General features: G+C 35.1%; 24 protein-coding genes. 15 read left to right on the top strand and 9 right to left on the bottom strand.

The window, feature by feature from the left end; translation table 11 throughout:
- Positions 1-5 precede the first annotated feature (5 nt).
- Positions 6-539: a Smr/MutS family protein gene (locus BST92_RS09200; protein ID WP_170061728.1), complete on the bottom strand. Its 534-nt coding sequence runs from the start codon at positions 537-539 to the stop codon at positions 6-8.
- On the bottom strand, positions 526-720 hold the full coding sequence (locus tag BST92_RS09195; RefSeq protein ID WP_146105137.1) for a hypothetical protein: 195 nt from the start codon (positions 718-720) through the stop codon (positions 526-528). The genes BST92_RS09200 and BST92_RS09195 overlap by 14 nt, the downstream gene beginning before the upstream one ends.
- A gap of 117 nt (positions 721-837) precedes the next feature.
- Here BST92_RS09195 and BST92_RS09190 point away from each other — a divergent pair, with 117 nt between their 5' ends.
- The 4 genes from BST92_RS09190 (at position 838) to BST92_RS09175 (ending at position 3,954) form a co-directional block, all read left to right on the top strand.
- The gene (locus tag BST92_RS09190; RefSeq protein WP_105071182.1) at positions 838-2,859 is read left to right on the top strand and encodes a T9SS type A sorting domain-containing protein; all 2,022 of its coding nucleotides are present in this window, start codon (positions 838-840) and stop codon (positions 2,857-2,859) included.
- 1 nt (position 2,860) lies between these two features.
- The gene (locus BST92_RS09185) at positions 2,861-3,154 is read left to right on the top strand and encodes a DUF2752 domain-containing protein (RefSeq protein ID WP_105071181.1); all 294 of its coding nucleotides are present in this window, start codon (positions 2,861-2,863) and stop codon (positions 3,152-3,154) included.
- Between the two features lie 13 nt (positions 3,155-3,167).
- Complete coding sequence (locus BST92_RS09180) at positions 3,168-3,509, top strand: CCC motif membrane protein (RefSeq protein ID WP_105071180.1); 342 nt, start codon at positions 3,168-3,170, stop codon at positions 3,507-3,509.
- Between the two features lie 82 nt (positions 3,510-3,591).
- On the top strand, positions 3,592-3,954 hold the full coding sequence (locus tag BST92_RS09175; RefSeq protein ID WP_211292469.1) for a CCC motif membrane protein: 363 nt from the start codon (positions 3,592-3,594) through the stop codon (positions 3,952-3,954).
- Between the two features lie 71 nt (positions 3,955-4,025).
- Here the strand turns inward: BST92_RS09175 and rocD are convergent, their stop codons facing one another.
- Positions 4,026-5,303, bottom strand: a complete 1,278-nt coding sequence (gene rocD, locus BST92_RS09170; RefSeq protein ID WP_105071178.1) for an ornithine--oxo-acid transaminase — start codon at positions 5,301-5,303, stop codon at positions 4,026-4,028.
- 119 nt (positions 5,304-5,422) lie between these two features.
- Here rocD and rlmD point away from each other — a divergent pair, with 119 nt between their 5' ends.
- Genes rlmD through BST92_RS09150 form a run of 4 tightly spaced genes read left to right on the top strand, consistent with a single transcriptional unit; the run spans position 5,423 to position 9,463 of the window.
- Complete coding sequence (gene rlmD, locus BST92_RS09165; RefSeq protein ID WP_105071177.1) at positions 5,423-6,841, top strand: 23S rRNA (uracil(1939)-C(5))-methyltransferase RlmD; 1,419 nt, start codon at positions 5,423-5,425, stop codon at positions 6,839-6,841.
- Positions 6,842-6,848: 7 nt separating this feature from the next.
- On the top strand, positions 6,849-8,282 hold the full coding sequence (locus BST92_RS09160; protein ID WP_105071176.1) for a TlpA family protein disulfide reductase: 1,434 nt from the start codon (positions 6,849-6,851) through the stop codon (positions 8,280-8,282).
- The gene (locus BST92_RS09155) at positions 8,269-8,787 is read left to right on the top strand and encodes a DUF6452 family protein (RefSeq protein ID WP_105071175.1); all 519 of its coding nucleotides are present in this window, start codon (positions 8,269-8,271) and stop codon (positions 8,785-8,787) included. The genes BST92_RS09160 and BST92_RS09155 overlap by 14 nt, the downstream gene beginning before the upstream one ends.
- A complete protein-coding gene (locus BST92_RS09150; RefSeq protein ID WP_211292468.1) occupies positions 8,759-9,463 on the top strand; it encodes a DUF6048 family protein in 705 nt (234 codons plus the stop codon). The genes BST92_RS09155 and BST92_RS09150 overlap by 29 nt, the downstream gene beginning before the upstream one ends.
- Before the next feature lie 74 nt (positions 9,464-9,537).
- Here the strand turns inward: BST92_RS09150 and BST92_RS09145 are convergent, their stop codons facing one another.
- From BST92_RS09145 to ruvX, 3 genes are read right to left on the bottom strand one after another with little or no spacing between them, the layout of a single operon-like run.
- Positions 9,538-9,939 carry a DUF5606 family protein gene (locus tag BST92_RS09145; RefSeq protein WP_105071174.1) on the bottom strand — a complete coding sequence of 134 codons (402 nt, stop codon included), beginning with the start codon at positions 9,937-9,939 and terminating at the stop codon, positions 9,538-9,540.
- A gap of 55 nt (positions 9,940-9,994) precedes the next feature.
- Positions 9,995-10,585, bottom strand: coding sequence for a peptide deformylase (def, locus tag BST92_RS09140; protein ID WP_105071173.1), 591 nt, complete (start codon positions 10,583-10,585; stop codon positions 9,995-9,997).
- Between the two features lie 26 nt (positions 10,586-10,611).
- Positions 10,612-11,034 (bottom strand): Holliday junction resolvase RuvX, encoded by a 423-nt coding sequence (gene ruvX, locus BST92_RS09135; RefSeq protein WP_105071172.1) that lies wholly within the window; start codon positions 11,032-11,034, stop codon positions 10,612-10,614.
- 104 nt (positions 11,035-11,138) lie between these two features.
- Here ruvX and BST92_RS09130 point away from each other — a divergent pair, with 104 nt between their 5' ends.
- The gene (locus BST92_RS09130; protein WP_042290338.1) at positions 11,139-11,954 is read left to right on the top strand and encodes a 2,3,4,5-tetrahydropyridine-2,6-dicarboxylate N-succinyltransferase; all 816 of its coding nucleotides are present in this window, start codon (positions 11,139-11,141) and stop codon (positions 11,952-11,954) included.
- Positions 11,954-13,018 carry a glycosyltransferase family 9 protein gene (locus BST92_RS09125; RefSeq protein WP_105071171.1) on the top strand — a complete coding sequence of 355 codons (1,065 nt, stop codon included), beginning with the start codon at positions 11,954-11,956 and terminating at the stop codon, positions 13,016-13,018. Before BST92_RS09130 ends, BST92_RS09125 begins: the two co-directional genes overlap by 1 nt.
- 14 nt (positions 13,019-13,032) lie before the next feature.
- Here BST92_RS09125 and BST92_RS09120 read toward each other — a convergent pair whose 3' ends face one another.
- Positions 13,033-13,860, bottom strand: a complete 828-nt coding sequence (locus tag BST92_RS09120) for a glycosyltransferase family 2 protein (protein ID WP_105071170.1) — start codon at positions 13,858-13,860, stop codon at positions 13,033-13,035.
- Positions 13,861-13,967: 107 nt separating this feature from the next.
- Here BST92_RS09120 and BST92_RS09115 point away from each other — a divergent pair, with 107 nt between their 5' ends.
- On the top strand, positions 13,968-14,732 hold the full coding sequence (locus tag BST92_RS09115) for a glycosyltransferase family 2 protein (RefSeq protein WP_105071169.1): 765 nt from the start codon (positions 13,968-13,970) through the stop codon (positions 14,730-14,732).
- Here the strand turns inward: BST92_RS09115 and BST92_RS09110 are convergent.
- Together BST92_RS09110 and BST92_RS09105 are read right to left on the bottom strand one after the other, a co-directional pair.
- A complete protein-coding gene (locus tag BST92_RS09110; RefSeq protein WP_211292467.1) occupies positions 14,686-15,555 on the bottom strand; it encodes a glycosyl transferase in 870 nt (289 codons plus the stop codon). The two genes, BST92_RS09115 and BST92_RS09110, sit on opposite strands and share 47 nt — an antisense overlap.
- Positions 15,556-15,557: 2 nt before the next feature.
- Positions 15,558-16,322 carry a lipopolysaccharide kinase InaA family protein gene (locus tag BST92_RS09105; RefSeq protein ID WP_105071168.1) on the bottom strand — a complete coding sequence of 255 codons (765 nt, stop codon included), beginning with the start codon at positions 16,320-16,322 and terminating at the stop codon, positions 15,558-15,560.
- A gap of 111 nt (positions 16,323-16,433) precedes the next feature.
- Between BST92_RS09105 and BST92_RS09100 the strand changes: the two genes are divergently transcribed.
- The 4 genes from BST92_RS09100 (at position 16,434) to BST92_RS09085 (ending at position 19,423) form a co-directional block, all read left to right on the top strand.
- Entirely contained in the window at positions 16,434-16,787 is a 354-nt protein-coding gene (locus tag BST92_RS09100) for a hypothetical protein (RefSeq protein WP_105071167.1), read from the top strand.
- A 71-nt stretch (positions 16,788-16,858) separates the two neighbouring features.
- Positions 16,859-17,323, top strand: coding sequence for a polysaccharide pyruvyl transferase family protein (locus BST92_RS09095; RefSeq protein ID WP_105071166.1), 465 nt, complete (start codon positions 16,859-16,861; stop codon positions 17,321-17,323).
- An 11-nt stretch (positions 17,324-17,334) separates the two neighbouring features.
- Positions 17,335-17,985, top strand: coding sequence for an L-threonylcarbamoyladenylate synthase (locus BST92_RS09090; RefSeq protein ID WP_105071165.1), 651 nt, complete (start codon positions 17,335-17,337; stop codon positions 17,983-17,985).
- Between the two features lie 4 nt (positions 17,986-17,989).
- A complete protein-coding gene (locus BST92_RS09085) occupies positions 17,990-19,423 on the top strand; it encodes a CCA tRNA nucleotidyltransferase (RefSeq protein WP_105071164.1) in 1,434 nt (477 codons plus the stop codon).
- Positions 19,424-19,431 lie beyond the last annotated feature (8 nt).

The raw sequence follows: 19,431 nt of genomic DNA, 5'->3' as shown, positions 1-19,431 counted from the left end.
AGCTTTTATTTAGGATTCTGATATATATAAACCTCAGTGGCACCTCTACCATATTTCTGAAAATCAGCATCATAATAAGTAATATCATTATAGCGATCAAACAGAAATTCTAGCTCTTTTTTAAGGACACCTTCACCTACACCATGTATAAAAACAAGTTTAGGAATACGTTCCTTACGAGCCCATTCTAACTTATATCGTGCTGTATCCATTTGTGTATTAAGTTTATCAAAAGCATCCATACCACGTTCACTTTTTACTAATTGATGGATGTGCAGATCTATTTCTACAGCTGGAATTTCCTTAGCTTTTTTACGAGAAACCTGACGCTTTTTTCCTTTTTGAATAGCAACCTCTTGCTTTACAACAACACGATCAACTTTAAATCTTTGATCTAAAATAAGCTCTGATTCATGGTAATCGATTTCAATATCATCATCTGTAATGATGGTAATTAATTTCGCTTTCGCGGAAGCGACTACACCACCAAACTCATCGTCTAATACCAATACCCGATCACCTACCTTAAATTTCCTCATTTTCATCAATATTATCTTCTTGCTTATCACGACTATATTGATAAGCAGCAATCATAAGCAAAACGATTCCAGCAATTTGAAAGAACAAAACACCATTCTCAAAATACATAGAACACAGTAAAAATAGAATACCTGCGATAAGCAGAATTCCGTTAAATTGTTTTATATTTATCATATTCATCGTCAAATTTACACCATACATCTAATTTAAGTGTAAGGAATCAATATTTACGTAAAACTTTTCCTGTGTAGGTCTGAAAAGCTTTTATTTTGTAATCGCTAGTTAATAGTATTTAATATGAAAAATTTTATTTTAAGTTTAATTACAATTCTTACCTTAAGCGTTGGAGCTGCTCAGGTTTATGTAGGTGATGGTTTTATTTATTCCAAAGGAACTAACCTGTATGCAAAAGGGAAAATAAATCTTTCTACCAACGGAAAGTTATATTTAAGAAACGAAGCTCAATTAATTCAAAGTGATAATGTGGACAATGAAGGAGCTGGTATTTTATCTGTATTTCAAGAAGGAACATCAAATGAATATACCTATAATTATTGGTCTTCTCCGGTAGGAAACCCAACAGGTATAGGAAATCAAGATTTTGACTTAAGTGAACAAATTTACTTTCCGGTATTACAAGCTGGATTTACTGAAACCGGTTTTGACGCTGCTGCTCCGAATACCGACTTGAGAACTAATTTGGTTATCGATGCACAAAAAGCGACGTTAACTGGGATAGGCAACCCTACTGGAAGATCTGATGTCCAAGATTTATCTACACTAACGGTGACTAGACCTTTAGAAATTTCAGGTCGATGGTTGTACAAATATGATCTAGCAGGAAGTGGAAACGGAAGTTACGGTAACTGGACTAGAGTAATTACAGCAGATGTAGAACCTGGAATAGCTTTTACTATGAAAGGTGTAGAACAAGTCGGTGGTGGACCTAACTTAGTTTCAAATGCTGTTACTGGCTTTTTAGGTCAGAGAATAGATTTTAGAGGAAGACCTCTTAACGGTGACATTTCAATGACTATCGCATTAGATGATGTAGCCATTATAGGTAATCCTTATCCTAGCGCATTGGATATGAAAAAGTTTTTAGAGGACAATACCAATCCTTCATCTTCTTTATCACAAATTGATCCAGTAATTTACTTTTGGGAATCAAAAAGTACAAGCCATCAGCTTACTGACTATATAGGTGGATACGGAACATATGTACCTAATGGTTTTGCTGTAGACGGTAATGGTGAGTATCTTGATGATGGTATTTATGCATCTGCAGCATACAGTCGCTACAATTCTGATGGAACACCTTCTAATGGTAATATCTCAGGAGGAGCAGGCGGATTTGTATCACCAGCAGGAGCTTCTGGTGGAAGAAGATATGCTGCGATAGGTCAAGGTTTTGTGGTTACAAGATCAACTGACCCAACACTAGCTAACAATAGCGCAGGTAATCCTGTTGCTGGAACTGGTGGAACTTTCTCTGCAGGAGATGGTGATGGAACTATAACTTTTAATAATAGTCAACGTACTTTTTATAAAGAGAGTGACGGCGATTTATCATTCTTTGCATCGGCACCAGGTAGCAATAATAACAATCCTATTAATGGAACGCCTGCAAACGTACTACCAGCAATCAGATTCAATGTTGCTATTAACGATCTGTATGTAAGAGAACTAGTACTGCAATTTGAACCAAGTACAACTATGGACTTAGACTATGGATGGGAAGGCCCAATAGCTAATAATAAGCAAGTCAACGATGTATATATGGAAGTTGAGGATCAAGGCCTTGTGATTAACTCAATACCTTTTTCAACAGATAAAAAAGTACCTCTTAGTTTTGATTTAGCTAACAATAGCATTTTTGAATTCAATATCAAAGCGTTACAAAACTTTGACACGCCATATATTATCTTACATGATAAATATACCAACACAACATATGACTTAAAGAATGGTACATCTACTATATCTTTAAACGCAGGAACTATCGATGATCGTTTTGAAATTATTTTCCAAGACCCGACAACACTTTCTAATGACGAAATTGTTAACGCTGAAAAAGAATTTGATATCGTTCAAAACAATAGTCGTCAAGAATTAACAATTTTCAATCCTAATGGTATCGAGGTAAGCAACATCTCGTTATTTGACCTTTCTGGAAAAGAGTTAATCTCTAGTAAAGAAGGCACTTCTAATAGCGCATACTCTTTTGAAACAAGTAACTTTAGCACTGGAATCTACATCGTAAGAGTAATTACTGCTGACCAAAGAGAAGCTGCTGTAAAAGTGAGTATCAGTAACTAATATGAATATACTAAATGCCGATGATAGCTGGATGCTACCATGCATGAGTAAAAAAATGACTGGAATGGACTGTCCTGGATGTGGTATCCAGCGGTCCATTTCTCTTTTAATGAAAGGCGAAGTTGTTGATGCATTCTTTATGTATCCAGGAATTTACCCGATGTTTTTTCTTTTTGTTTTTCTTACATTTGACTGGTTCTTTAAAATAAAATATGGAGAGAAAATCAAGCTAACGCTTGCCATACTTACCATAGGAACTATTTTAATTAACTATATCATTAAATTAATCTTTTAACCAATCAATCATTATGCAAAAATTAAACACAACCCTAGTTTACATACTATCTGTAGTAGGTTTTATATGCTGTTGCTTCAGTGGTGTCGGAGTGATACCAGCAGGAATAGCATTCTACCTTGCAAACAAAGGTGTTAAAGAATATGAAGCAAATCCAGAAGCATATTCTAATGGGCCAGCTATGAAAACAGCTAAAACTGTTTCTCTAGTAGTAACAGTAATCGCTGGACTTATGGCGCTATACAGTATCTACAATTATGTTTCTACTACTCCAGAAGAAAGAGCTCAACAACAACGTGAAATGCTAGAGCAATTTGGTATGGACCCAGAAATGATGGAAGATGCAGGATATTAATCCAATCTTTCTATAAATATTATAAGGGAACGCAATGCGTTCCCTTTTTTATTATTTTTACGCTTTAACCAAAATTCAAATCATGCAAAAATTAAACACCACTGCCATTTACATCCTTTCGGTTGTTGGTTTCTTATGTTGTTGTTTCTATGGAATAGGAACCATTGCAGCTATCATAGCACTAGTTCTAGCAAATAAAGAACTTGCTAAGTACAACGCAGATCCTGAACTTTATAGTAACGGAAAGGCTATGAAAACAGCAAAAACATTAGCGATAGTATCACTAGTGATTTCACTTATCGGACTCGCATTTATCATTTGGTTTTATTTCAACCAGTGTGAATTTTATGAGTGGTATCTAGAATTTGCTTTAAATAATCCAGGCGTGACTGAAGAGCAACTAGCTCCATTATATGATGCTATGGAAGAAGCAGGATGTAGATAATACTATGGCCAATTTCTTTTTAAATAAAAAAGGCTCGCAATTGTGAGCCTTTTTTATTTAACTAATATATTTTATTCAAAACTCTTCAGTGTTTTGATGATGATATCAATACATGCATCAAGTTGTTCTTTTGTCATTACTAGTGGTGGTGCAAATCTAATAATGTTACCATGTGTAGGTTTTGCCAGCAAACCATTATCACGCAATTTTAGACAGATATTCCATGCCGTATCACCTTCTTCAGTATCATTAATTACAATTGCATTAAGCAAACCACGACCTCTCACTAATGTCACAGTATCAGTAGTTTCTATATACTCATTTATACGAGCTCTAAAATAATTTCCTAGTTCTCTAGCATTTTGAGCTAGCTTTTCATCCTTTACTACATCAAGTGCAGCCATACCAACAACCGCTGCAACTGGATTACCACCAAAAGTACTTCCATGCTGTCCAGGTTTAATAACGTTCATTATTTCATTATTTGCTAATACAGCACTTACTGGATAAGCTCCACCAGACAACGCTTTACCCAAAATTAAAACATCAGGTTGAGCATAAGTAGCTTGTTGCTTTTCACAATGACCAGCACAATCACATTTACCACACACAGCTAGTAAAGCACCAGTTCTTGCTATACCCGTTTGGATCTCATCTGCAATAAAAAGTGCATTATACTTTTCACAAAGCTCTTGTGATGCTCTCATGTAATCATCATCTGGAGTGTAAACACCAGCTTCACCTTGTATAGGTTCTACTAGAAAACCTGCTACATTATCTTCTTGTAACGCTTTTTCTAATGCAGCCGTATCATCATAAGGAATCTTAATAAAACCTGGTGTATAAGGACCAAAGTTTTTGCGAGCTACTTCATCATTAGAAAAAGATATAATAGTAGTGGTGCGACCGTGGAAATTATTCTCAGCAACGATAATTTTAGCCTCATGCTCTGCAACACCTTTTTTCTCATAAGCCCATTTACGAGCAATTTTAATAGCAGTCTCAACCGCTTCAGCTCCAGTATTCATTGGCAGGACTTTATCAAAGCCAAAATACTCAGTCATGTATTTTTCATAAACACCTAGCTTATCGTTATGAAAAGCACGAGATGTTAGGGTTAGTGTTTGTGCTTGCTGGCTCATAGCATTCACAATAGAAGGATGACAATGTCCTTGATTTACTGCAGAGTAAGCACTTAGAAAGTCATAATAACGTTTACCTTCTACATCCCATACATATACACCATCACCTCTTTCAAGCACTACTGGTAGTGGATGATAGTTGTGTGCTCCATGCGCATCTTCAAGATCTATATAATGTTGACTTCCTTTTTTAGTCGCTGTACTCATAATGTATTTTTTATCTAGGTCGCAATTTACAAAAACAGCTGTCCAAGACATGAGGCTAATGCTTAAATTTTATAGAAATTATGAGTTCCACCTCAGTCTATTCTCTTAAATTTGGACACATGTCAAAAAGAAGAAATCGAGCCAATAAAACCTTTGAAAATGTTCCTGTCGTAGACGCTGGAGCAAAAGGTAAAAGCGTAGCCAAAACTGAGGATGGCGCCGTTATATTTTTAAAAAACGCAGTACCTGGAGATGTTGTAGACATCAAAACTTTTAAAAAGAGAAAAACTTTTTATGAAGGAGAAGCCACTGCTTTTCATACCTTATCAGATCGACGTACAAATCCAGTTTGCAAACATTTTGGAACTTGTGGTGGTTGTAAGTGGCAACACATGAGTTATGATAGCCAGCTATTTTTTAAACAAAAAGAAGTTGTTGAAAACCTTACGAGAATAGGCCATCTAGACCTGCCCGAGGTCACTCCTATTGCAGGATCTGTAAATCAGTATTACTATCGCAATAAAATGGAATTCAGCTTTTCAGCCAGCAGGTGGTTGACCTTAGAAGAAATCCAGAGTGATATTCAAATAGAGGATAAAAAAGCTCTTGGCTTTCATATACCTGGAATGTGGGATAAAATATTGCACCTAGATGAATGTCATTTACATCCTGCCATAGGAGAGCAAATTAGATTGAGTGTTCACGCTTTCGCGGAAGCGGAACATATAGAATACTTTAACCCTAGAGAGAAAACTGGAGTTTTAAGAACCTTAATGCTGCGTATGTCATCGACAGGAGAAATCATGGTTGTCATACAGTTCTTTAAAGAAGATGAAAAAGCTAGAATCGGTCTGTTAGAACACTTGAAAACTACTTTCCCACAGATCAAATCGTTACAATATATAATTAACGAAAAGGCAAACGATACCATTTATGATCAAGATGTGATATGCTATCACGGACGTGATCATATATTTGAAGAGATGGAAGGATTACAGTTTAAGATTAATGCAAAATCTTTCTACCAGACTAACTCACAACAGGCATATGAGCTGTATAAAATCACTCGCGATTTTGCAGGATTATCTGGTGATGAATTAGTGTATGATTTATATACCGGTACTGGTACTATTGCACAGTTTGTGGCAAAAGAAGCCAAACATGTAGTAGGAATTGAGTCTGTGCCTGTCGCAATTGAAGACGCAAAGGCAAATGCAGCACATAATAATATTGATAATACCACCTTCTTTGCTGGTGATATGAGAGATGTTTTTACCGCTGATTTCATTACAGAACATGGCTCACCAGATGTAGTAATCACAGATCCACCACGCGATGGAATGCATAAAGATGTCGTAGCACAATTACTAGCACTTGCAGCACCACGTATTGTTTATGTAAGTTGTAATAGCGCAACACAAGCTAGAGATCTAGCGTTATTAAAAGAACAGTATAAGGTTGTAAAATATCAGCCAGTAGACATGTTCCCACAAACGCATCACGTAGAAAGTGTTGTACTTTTAGAAAAAATCAAATAATAGTCACATGAATAAAATTCTCTTTATCGCTTTTATCATGGTGGGTTTAATGGCTTGTAATGACAACCAGATAAACGATTCTACTACTAAGGAAGCTCAAGTATCTGGTAGGATAACTGCTGTAGAATCTATAGCTGTGCCAGAAAAACTTATTGCTTATTTATATAATGAATCCAAAGCAGACTATGATAAAATTGATATTGAGGTAGCACCAGATGGTAGCTTTACATCTACACTACCAGTGGATAGAACAATGAGCATATCTATATATGGAGATTATGGAGTGCAATTGTTGACTAGTCCTGGTGATTCTATATTCATTACAACAGATGCTAGGTTTGAAAATGTAACTTACAATGGAAAAGGTGGCGATGTTAACACAGCACTTACTGCTTATAAAGACAACAATCCGACAGAGAAATTACTAGAATCAGAAGAAATCTTATCTCCACAAGATTATGCTTTATTACTAGACAGTATATTTACCGAGGTACAATCTTATAATAAGAATTTTCTAGCTAACCATGATCAGCAAGTTTTACAAGATTATGTAAAGTCTGAAGAGGCATTTTTAGTACCCGCAAAAAAACTCGCTTATGCTCTTTACAGTCCGCAAGGAGCTGTTGCATTAAAGGATAGTACATTTACAATTACCTTTAACAACTTACCTAAGTACAAGAAAGAATATGACCTTAATACCAATAACCCAGCGATGGTTGCTAATTACCTAGGTTATGTATGGGAAGTAGATGCCTTAGAAAACACAACCGAGTCAAGAGAAGAAGCTTTTATGAATCACTTGTTATTACTAGAAAACAATGATTATCTTAAAAAGAAAATTTTACAAAGTAAAGTGATGAATATGTTAGAAGATAACAAAATCACTTTTTATGAAAACTATAGAAATAAAATTGATCAGGTATTCAATGGCACTCCTATTTACACCACTGTATCAAAGAAATATGACGACGTAAAAAAACTACTTAATAACCCAGAAATACCTGCAGATGCAGAGCTTTTAACTTTTAAATCTGAAGATGCTACTCAATTCATAGATGAAATTATAGAAAACGCTAATGGTAAAGTGATCTATATCGATAATTGGGCAACATGGTGTGGACCATGTAAGAGTGAGTTTAAAAATGCCTCTCCAAAACTACATGAAAAATTTAAGGATGACGTTGAATTTGTGTATTTATGCCATCAAAGTAAAGAGGCTGGATATGTGCCATCCATAGCTAAATTTAAAATTGCTGGTAAACATTACTTTTTAACTGAAGATCAATCTAGACCTATTTTTAAACAAATAAATCTAGAAGGTTTTCCTACTTACACGATTATAAATAAAAACGGAGAAATTGTTTTATCAGACTATATCCACAGACCTAGTTATGCCAAAACGTCAGAGATTCTTACAGGACTAATTAATGAAGAAATATAAATATCCTTTTATACTAAGTATTATCCTTTTAATAGCTGGTACATCCAGCTGTGAAAAAGATGATTTATGTGATCCTTCTTTAAGCGTGACACCACGTTTGATTATAAAATTTACAGACATAGGTAATCCAGACGAATCTAAGACAGTAGAGCAATTACAAATACGAGAGATAGGTTTTACAGGGTTTGCCCCTTTAAATAGTGAAGGCTCAACATTACTTACCGCTGTTGACTCTATAGCCATACCTTTAAGAACTGATAGTAATAATACTAGCTATGAATTTTTCTTAGACGATGATGACGGTACTAATATAGACAGCATAGATTTTAATTATAACCTAGATGAAATTTATATCAATCGAGCATGCGGCTTTAAAGTAGTTTATAATGAATTAAGCGCTATTAAACTACCAGAGCCTGCAGGCGAGGAATGGATTATTAATATACAAGTAGTTACACCAGAAGTAACATCAAATAATGATATACACATTGAGATACGTCACTAATATATTATTTCTACTCATAGGTTTTATAGCGTTATCGCAAACGCAAGAATCAACTGCCATTGATAGTGTACAATATAAACGCACTTATGGATTGCGAGTAGGAATAGATGCGGCCAGTTTAATACGTACTGGAATTGATCCAGAATATAATGGATTTCAAATCTTAGGAGACTATAGAATTAAGGACAGATTATATATCGCTGGCGAAATAGGTAATGAAAACCTAGATCGCAATTCTGATAGAATAGATTTTAAAACTAGTGGTTCTTATTTTAAAGCTGGTATCGATTATAACCTTTACCAAAACTGGTTAGATATGGATAACATGATTTACTTTGGTGCGCGACTGGGCGCGGCAAATTTCTCACAGAACTTGTTAAGGTATGATTATGCTCAAGATAATAGCTATTTCCCTGTATTTACTAATGCTGTGAATAGAGAGTTTAAAGGGTTAACAGCTCTTTGGTTAGAAATTCAATTAGGTATTAAAGTTGAAGTATTACCTAATCTGTACATGGTTGCAAATATGCAATTAAAGAGAATGATCACAGAAAAAACGCCTGAAAATTTTGACAATTTATACGTTCCTGGATTTGGAAAAACTTATGATACTGGTGAAATAGGTGTCGGTTATACCTATGGAATTATGTATCGCATCCCGTTTTTTAAGAAGTGATACTTAATCCATCACAAATATAAAAGCCTTTCTTTCCAGAAAGGCTTTTTAAGTTTTATTGTAGTTTTACTAATCTACTCTTCTTCCTGACTTAAAGAAGACAATAGATCATTAGACTGAAGCAGGTTATACCACTGTACTACCTTTTTAATATCACTAGCATAGACACGGTCTTCATCATAATTTGGTAATACTTCACTAAAATATGATTGCAGCTCATTCTTACTTACCTTATGGTTAATAGAAGGACCTTGATTTTCTTTTTCGGCAATCTTTTGAAACACTTCCTTAAGAGGCACTTCAGTCTCATAAGTGTAAATAGAGATATCTTTAAGAACACTCACGTTATGATTGATTCCTATAATAGCTGTTTTTTTATCGATTAATGATTCGACTACAAAACCATTACGTGTCTTAGTCTTTAATTGATATAAACCTGGCTTACCCGTAACTGATAAAATGTTTTCTAAACTCATATTCTTCTTTTTCTGAGGACGGCAAATATATTAAACCTCAACTTTAAAATGGTGATTATTTTCTTCCTTTCACTTCTGGAAATCGCATGCGGTAATCGATACTCACTTTTCCTTTAGAAATATTAGCAAGTTTCCCTTTTATTAATCGCTTTTTTAGAGAAGATATTTTATCCGTGAATAAAATCCCTTCAATATGATCATATTCATGTTGTATCACTCTAGCCATTAATCCAGTATAAGTTTCTGTCACTTCCCTAAAATTCTCATCACAATATCTAATGGTCACCTCTTCTGGTCTAAAAACATCTTCCCTAACGTTAGGAATACTTAGACAACCTTCATTAAAAGCCCATTCTTCGCCATTTTCTTCGACAATATGTGCGTTGATAAAAGCCTTTTTAAAAGAACCTAACTGCTTTTGTTCTTCTGGAGTAAGATCTGGATCATCGCCAAAAGGTGATGTATCTACTAAAAAAATACGAATAGGCATCCCTACCTGTGGCGCCGCTAGCCCTACTCCACTTGCACCATACATGGTTTCCCACATATTTTCTAGAACCTTATCTAGATTAGGATAGTCAGGTGTGATATCCTTTGCTACTTTTCTTAATACTGGATCGCCATAAGCGACTATAGGATAAATCATGTGTTCTGAATGATTAATTTTTATTCTTAATTAAAAGGACTTTTCTTGTCCATAAATGTTTGCAATATGATAGTAGCTGCTATTTCATCTACTAGCGCCTTATTTCTACGTTTAGACTTACTTAATCCACTATCTATCATGGTTTGAAATGCCATTTTTGAAGTAAACCGTTCATCCACTCTTTCAATAATTATATGAGGATATTTTTCTTGTAACGCTTTCGCGAAAGCGTGAATAACACTGCCCAGCTCACTATCTGTATAATCCATCTGTTTAGGTTCACCTATAACGATGGTCTCTACATCCTCTGATTTTAAATACCTTTCTAGAAAAGCAAACAACTCGTGCGTGGCAACAGTAGTCAGACCAGAGGCAATAATTTGCATAGGATCTGTTACCGCGATGCCAGTTCGTTTTTTACCATAATCTATAGCCAGTATTCTACTCATAAGGACTGCAAAAATAAGGTTATTTGTGAACTAGTTACTAAAATCGAGCCAAGGCATGAAAACCTATAAATGTTTCCATTTATATTTGTAAAAAATCATAAGCTTTGGATCAATTACAAAACGTTATAGAAGCAGCATGGGATGATCGTTCCCAGCTAGAAAATGCAGTGACACAATCTGCTATTAGAGAAGTAGTAGAAATGCTAGATCGCGGTACCTTGCGAGTAGCAGAACCTACTGACGATGGATGGGTCGTAAACGAATGGATTAAAAAAGCAGTAGTCCTTTATTTCCCTATACAGAAAATGGAGACTATTGAATGTGGCCCATTAGAATTTCACGATAAAATTCCGCTTAAAACTGGATATGCAGATAAAGGAATACGTGTTGTACCACATGCCGTTGCTAGACATGGTGCTTATATTTCAAAAGGTGTGATAATGATGCCTAGTTATATCAATATAGGTGCATATGTTGATGAAGGCACTATGGTTGATACTTGGGCAACAGTAGGTAGCTGTGCACAAATAGGTAAAAACGTGCACTTAAGTGGTGGCGTAGGTATCGGTGGTGTTTTAGAGCCTTTACAAGCCGCACCAGTAATTATAGAAGATGGCGCGTTTATAGGATCTAGATGCATCGTTGTAGAAGGAGTGCATGTAGAAAAAGAAGCCGTACTAGGTGCAAACGTTGTACTTACAATGAGTACAAAGATTATCGATGTTACCGGAGATGAGCCTGTCGAAATGAAAGGTCGTGTCCCTGAAAGATCTGTAGTGATTCCTGGTAGTTATGCAAAAGAGTTTCCTTCTGGAACTTATAATGTACCATGTGCTTTAATCATAGGTAAACGCAAAGAAAGTACTAATAAAAAGACTTCCTTGAACGACGCATTGCGTGAGTATAATGTTGCAGTATAGTGAATATACTGCTCATTCAATATAAAATGATAGGTGATGTACTGACCAGTACCATCATCGCAGAGCAGTTAAAAATCATTTATCCAGACGCTCAAATTCATTATCTTATTTCTAAAACAGCTCTTGCTGTTGTAGAAGGTAACACAGCTATTGATAAATTTATCTGTGTAGATAACAATGAGTTTGATAGCTGGAGAGGTATTATCACGCTTGCGCGGAAGCTCAAAAAAAACAACTATTCTATTTCCATTGATGCCTATGGAAAAAATAACAGTGCATTACTATCTAGACTAGTAGGCGCTGTTCAAAGAATAGGATATAAAAAGTGGTTTGCACCATGGACTTATACAACTGCTATCAAAAATAGTCCTGATCCTGCAATTTATAAAACAGGATTATCCCTAGGTAGTCGTATGCTACTTACAACACCATTGACAAATGAAGTAAAATGGAATTTACTACCTAAAATCTATCTTACCGATACTGAAAAGCTGGATGGCAAAAAATGGTTGTCAGAAAACGGACTTGATTTGAACTTACCTATCACTATGGTGAGTGCATTAGGTTCTAGTAAGGATAAGACTTTACCATTATCGTATATGGCACAGATAGTAGACCATTTAGTACAAATGACGAGTAGTCAAATGCTTTTCAACTACCTACCATCACAAAAAGATGAAGCGTATAAAATATATGATGCCTGTCTACCTGAAACGCAAAAACACATTTTTATAAAGGCTATTACTCCTAGTTTACGCGATTATATAAAAGTTCTTTACCATTGTACTACTGTTATAGGTAATGAAGGTGGTGCTATCAATATGGGAAAAGCACTGGACATATCTAGTTTTTCAATATTTAGTCCTTGGATCAACAAACGTTCATGGAACGCTGGCGAAGACGGGAAAAAACATATCACTGTTCATCTTAAAGAAGTAAAGCCAGAACTTTATGGTACAAAAAAAGCGAGCGCTTTTAAAAAACACGCGCAAGAGCTATATCAAAAGTTTCAACCAGAATTAATGACTGATCAACTAAAAACGTTTGTAGAAGAAAATTATTAAAAGAGCTACAGCATTTAAGAATCTTTTACAATTCCATAAGGTGTAAAGTCTTTCTTTTCATTACGTGTTGCTTTTCTTATTGCTAGATTTTTGTCAATTGATTCTTGGTTTTTATAACCACGTGCATGATCTAAATGAAGACATATAGCACTATATCTAATCTGTTTAGATTTAATACCATGATTAAATAATCGTTCTCCCAGCTCGCGATCTTGTCCTCCATATTGCATACGCTCATCAAAACCATTAACAGCTTTTAAATCCTTTAACCAGCCGCTAGAGTTATGACCATTCCAGCTAGCATTAGTAGGCGTTAATCGTTCCATAACACCTGCCTGTACAAACCCAGAAGTGAGCTTTTGATTTTTATAAGAAGAAGGTAATCCGTGCTTCTTCAACCATTTCAAATCAAAACATTTTTGTGTTGCAATATCTTCTTTAGTAATGGATTGCGATAAGTCTAATGGTAATTTATAATATCCACCCGATAAAAAATATCCTGGCGAACGGCGCTCATAATGGATCTGTAAAAAATCTTCTCTTGCAATACAATCGCCATCAGTCATAACTACATATGAAGAAGTACAGGCCATCAATGCCTTATTAAGAATCTCACTTTTTTGAAAACCATTATCCTCGTGCCAGACGTGTATAATAGGTTTTGAAGAAATGGTTCTATAATTATCAATAAAGTCTTTTGTCTCTTGACCACTTCCATCATCTGCAATTACAATTTCAAATTCTCTAAAAATTTGATGCTCATAACTCCACAAGGTCTTCTCTAACCATTCTACTGAGTTATATGTACTAATGACAACAGATATAGACGGATTTTCTATCATAAAAAAGAATAATACTGTAAATTTCGACAAATTTAGTGATTCATAAGCGGTTATATGAATTACAAGTTTATTTTTGCTCAGATTAAACCCCAGAATCTACTTGCCATATGTCTAAAGTTTCATTATCTGCTATAGTACCTGCATACAATGAGGCACATAATATTGTTGAAGTTTTAAAAAGCGTTGACTTTTGTGATGAAGTCATTCTAGTGGACAGTAATAGCACTGATAACACTATAGAACTAGCACAACCCTATATTACAAAGTTATTGACTAGAGAGTATGTGCATAGTGCTTCTCAAAAAAACTGGGCTATACCACAGGCAAAGCATGAGTGGATTCTATTAGTAGATGCAGATGAGCGAGTAACACCTGCATTAAGAGAAGAAATACTGACGCTACTAGAAACTATAGATGATCGTGAAGAAGTAGGCTACTGGATGAAGCGTCGCAACTTCTTTATGGGTAAACAGATACGCCATAGTGGATGGAAAAATGATCGTGTTATACGTCTTTTCAAAAAATCTAAATGTAAATATGTAGACAAGCACGTACATTCAGAAATTGAAGCTGATGGTAAAGTAGGCTGGCTAGAAAATAAACTATTACACTACAAATACATCAGTATCGATCATCACGTGGATAAGCTGCAGCGATATGCTGGTTTACAAGCCCGTGATTTTGACAAAAAGGTAGGTAAGATTACCGCTTTTCATATGGTTATTAAGCCCATGTGGGGTTTTACAAAACATTATTTTGTACAACTAGGGTTTTTAGATGGCTTTGTAGGGTTCTCTATCGCCTACTTAAGAAGCTATGGTATTTTTATGCGTTATGTAAAGTTATGGCTTTATCGTCGCGGTCTGGATTAATAATATCTAATAACTCATTGCCATAATACGCTTCAATCTGTTCCCATTGAACACGTTTTTGATCTAAATTATTATTAGTCTTTTTTAAAGCGACTTTTTGCGTTCCCCAAATAGGTATAGGCTCTGGTGCAGGAATAATTGATGCTACAGATTTCTTGTGATTAAGAATGGTCATCGTTTTAAACCATAAATCATCACTGCGCGGCGATATTTTTGTGAATAATTCAATATTTGTCGCATCCTTACTTAAAATACCTGGTGGATATAATACTAGAAATGCACCTACTGGCATTAACAACAGCTCATTTCTTAATGGCTTTCTTGTAAAAGGCCATTTTAAATATGGTAGTGCAACACCATTCTCATAAGTAATTTCACGGCAATTGTGAGCTACAACCTGACCTTGTTGCTTTAAATGTGATTGATATAAGTTACCTAATGTCTCACTAGGATAGATTAAATCATCGTCAGAAGTTACAAGTATTTTATCTGGAAAAGCATCTAGACTATGGATTAATTTGCGATGTGAAAATAGATAAGGAGAGAATCTAATTTCAAATACATCACCTACCAGTTTACTTAAATTTTTAGGCACCCGATTTTTAAAGTCGTCATTAAGCCACAACACAATTTTCTCAGGTTGCGCATCTTGCAGTAATAAACTACGTATGGTTAAGTGTAAGGTACCTATTCTACTAGGTATAGTGGTTAGAGTTATAATTACGGGTATTTGGTCAGCTTCTCTTTTCCTTAAATCTTCAAGACTTTTAAACCTCATTTTTAATGACGATATTAAAGACTTAGGTATTTCGTTTAACTTCATAATTAATTCTTTCCGTTAATTAAAGATTTCAACTTTTTTTTCAATCGTTTCTTACGATGAAAGGCGTCTTGAAAATTCTGTGTGTAGTTCCACATTTGTGAGATGGTGTCCTCAGGACGCTTTCGCGAAAGCGTAGCATACTCTAGCCCCATTACTTCATACATCCATTTATGTGGCGACAGTCTTTCAAAATTTTTGAGACGATCATCCCATGGAATGTTATAAAACTTCATGCGGTTCAAATCGACCAAAGCAAATTCATAATGATCATCTACCTTAGTGATTAATGTGTTTCCTGGTGAATTATCTAGGAAGTAAACACCTGCCTCGTGCATATGATAGATAAACCTAGTAAACTCTTTTAAAATCTGTTCTTTATCTTCTATCGAGTCATCATTGATAAGCTCGCGATAGGTAAAATCACAATTTAATTGTTTTGAAATGTAAAAACTAGTACCAAAGTTAAACAAAGACTCTTCTTCCAGATAAGCGACAGGATCTGGTGTGCCTATGCCCTTTTCTTTAAGAACAGTTGCATACTCAAAGGAGCGTTGTGCTTTAGATTTTCTGAAAAATTTATAGACTATTTTATTGATTGTATTAGGCTTTTTAAATCTCTTAAAATTAAGAGATTCACCTTCTACATCTATCACTTTAACCACGTTACGCCCATCGTGTAATGATTTTCCTATCTGGTTAAAACGAGTTATTGCGTCCTCTATAGAAGGTCTTAAATATTGATATGAATCTCGATATACACTTTTCATGTGCCAAAACTACGAGAAGTTAATAAATACACATCCTTTGTTTTCATTTATCTTTACATCTAGACCTACATAAAATAGTAAATCCCGATTTTTGTACATCAATAAACGTCAATGATAGAAAAATTAAAATCTAGTTATTATAAGAAGGCCACGTTTAAAAAGATTCTAGGTATGGATCAGAAAAACGATGGTATCATCAATATACATCGCTATGACGCATCTAATGTAGGCGACCTATATTGTGCTCCACATCAATATTTTAAAGAGCTAGAAAACAAATATTCTGATATTTTCTTGTACAAACGTACAGATAAAAAAGACAGAACTAAGTTAATAAACGACATGGTCAATAACTCTTTGATTATAGGCGGTGGTGGTCTATTAAATAGAGGAAGCTTTACTAATCAAATGAAATTTTATCAGGAACTAGCTCTACATGGAAAAAAACAGTTTTATGGGGTGTAGGTCATAATGAAAAAAAGTCTAGTCTCTATGGTAAAATAAAATCTTATGACGTTGATGTAACTAAATTTGGCATGGCAGGAACCAGAGACTACAATATGCCTGGTGAATGGCTACCATGTGTGAGTTGCTTACACCAACTATTTGATAATTCTTATGAAACAACGCAAGAAATAGGTGTAATTTTTCATAAGAAGACAATTCAGCAACCTAGTATAACATCAAAATTTAAAGAATACCCTAGCACCTCCAATACCGTTGACCTTGATGCACTTATAAATTTTATAGGTTCTAGTGAGCACATTATAACAGATAGTTACCATGCGATGTACTGGTCAATGCTATTAGGAAAAAAAGTAGCGGTCATTCCTAATTCTTCTAAATTTTACGATTTTAAATATAATCCTCTATTCACAGATTTTGATAACGCGATAGATCAAGTAAAGAATGCCACGATAAAGGACGGATTGTTAGAGGAATGTCGTGAGCTTAATCGTAATTTTGCAAAAAGAGCTTTTGAATACCTAGAAGTCTCATAATACAGTAGATTATGCCACGACGCAGTGAACGCGATAAAAATAGAAGAGATCAAGTAAGAGGACGCACTCCTAGCAAGAAAAAGCAAGAAGTAGTTGACTTACCTATGGAAGATGTAAGAGAAGCAGTTACTGCTTTAAAGAAAGGAAAAATCATTCTTTATCCTACAGACACTATTTATGGTATAGGCTGTGATGCCACTAACTATGATGCTGTAGAAGAACTTTATAAAATTAAAGAAAGAGATCCTGCAAAATCACTAATTATCTTAGTAGATAGTTTTGACATGCTAGATCGCTACATTGAAGAAGTGCCAGAGATGGCATGGCAAGTTTTAAAATTGAACAAAAAGCCACTTACTATAATCTATGACAGACCTAAAGCTGTTGCAGAGAATCTAATTGCGACAGACAATACACTTGCCATTAGAGTGACTAACGATCCAGTATGTCGTGCACTTATAAGAGGTTTAAGAAAACCTATAGTTTCAACTAGCGCAAACTTAAGTGGTGAAAAAACTCCAGTAGGATTTATAGACATTAGTGAAGAATTAAAAAGTAGAATAGATCACATCTTAGATTTACCACTTGCCAAAACTAATGTCCCACCATCATCCATCATTAAAATCTCTAATGATGGAACAATGAAAATATTGAGAAAGTAATATCATGGAGCAACTGCAATTTAAAGATGCAATCTCACATCCAGTATTTAAAACCATAAGTGAAGCTGCAGCAGCAATAGAAGTTGACGCATATGTAATAGGTGGATTTGTAAGAGACTATTTTCTCAAACGTGGTGCAAAACAAGATATAGACATCGTCGCAGTAGGCAGCGGTATTGAACTAGCTCAAAAAGTAGCAGAATTGTTACCGCAAAGCACTAAGGTATCTGTTTTTAAAACCTACGGTACCGCCATGGTAAAGACCGATGATTTTGAACTTGAATTTGTAGGTGCTCGCAAAGAAAGCTACACTAGAGATAGTCGCAATCCGATTGTAGAAGATGGCACTCTAGAAGATGATCAAAACCGTAGAGACTTTACCATTAACGCTATGGCGTTCTCATTAAACCCAGATAACTATGGGGAATTAATAGACCCTTTTAACGGTATGGTAGATCTTGAAAAAAAGATTATTAAAACTCCATTAGAACCAGACGTCACCTATAGTGATGACCCATTGCGCATGATGCGAGCCATTAGATTTGCTGCTCAATTAAACTTTAGGATTAACGATGATTCATTTCATAGTATAAAGAATAATGCAAGCCGCATTAAAATTATCACTAATGAACGCATCATCACAGAATTAAATAAAATTATGATGTGTGATGAACCATCACATGGCTTTATTTTATTAGAAAAGACAGGCCTCTTGCCCTACTTTTTACCAGAACTTACAGCCCTTAAAGGTATTGAAGAGGTAGAAGGTCAAAAGCATAAAGATAACTTTTACCACACACTAGAAGTAGTCGATAACATCTCTCGCAATACAGACAATTTATGGTTGCGATGGGCTGCTTTATTACATGATATAGGTAAGGCGCCGACTAAAAGATTTAGTAAAAAAGTAGGGTGGACTTTCCACGGACACGAGTTTAAAGGTGCAAAGATGGTATATCATCTTTTCAAACGTTTAAAAATGCCACTTAACGATAAAATGAAGTTTGTTCAGTTAATGGTGCGCATGTCCTCTAGGCCTATAGCCGTTATTGATGAAAGTGCAACAGATAGCGCCGTACGTAGATTGGTGCATGACGCCGGTGATCACATAGAAGATTTAATGACTTTATGCGAAGCAGACATCACTACAAAAAATCCATATCGCTTTAAGAAGTACCATAACAACTTCCAAAAAGTAAGAGATAAAATTATAGAAGTTGAAGAACGTGATCATGTGCGCAACTTTCAGCCGCCAGTTAGTGGAGAAGAAATTATGAAAGCGTTTAATTTACAACCATGTCGAGAGATAGGTATGATTAAAAGCGCGATTAAAAACTCCATCCTCGATGGCGATATTCCTAATGAACATGATGCAGCCTATGCTTTTATGATTGAAAAAGGTATAAAACTAGGCCTTAAACAAGTAGAAGAACTTTAAGAGTATCG

The sequence above is a fragment of the Nonlabens arenilitoris genome (assembly GCF_002954765.1).
Classification (GTDB): domain Bacteria; phylum Bacteroidota; class Bacteroidia; order Flavobacteriales; family Flavobacteriaceae; genus Nonlabens; species Nonlabens arenilitoris.
The sequence above is the reverse complement of the archived record's forward strand: the minus strand, read 5'-3'. Positions and strand labels throughout refer to the sequence as shown.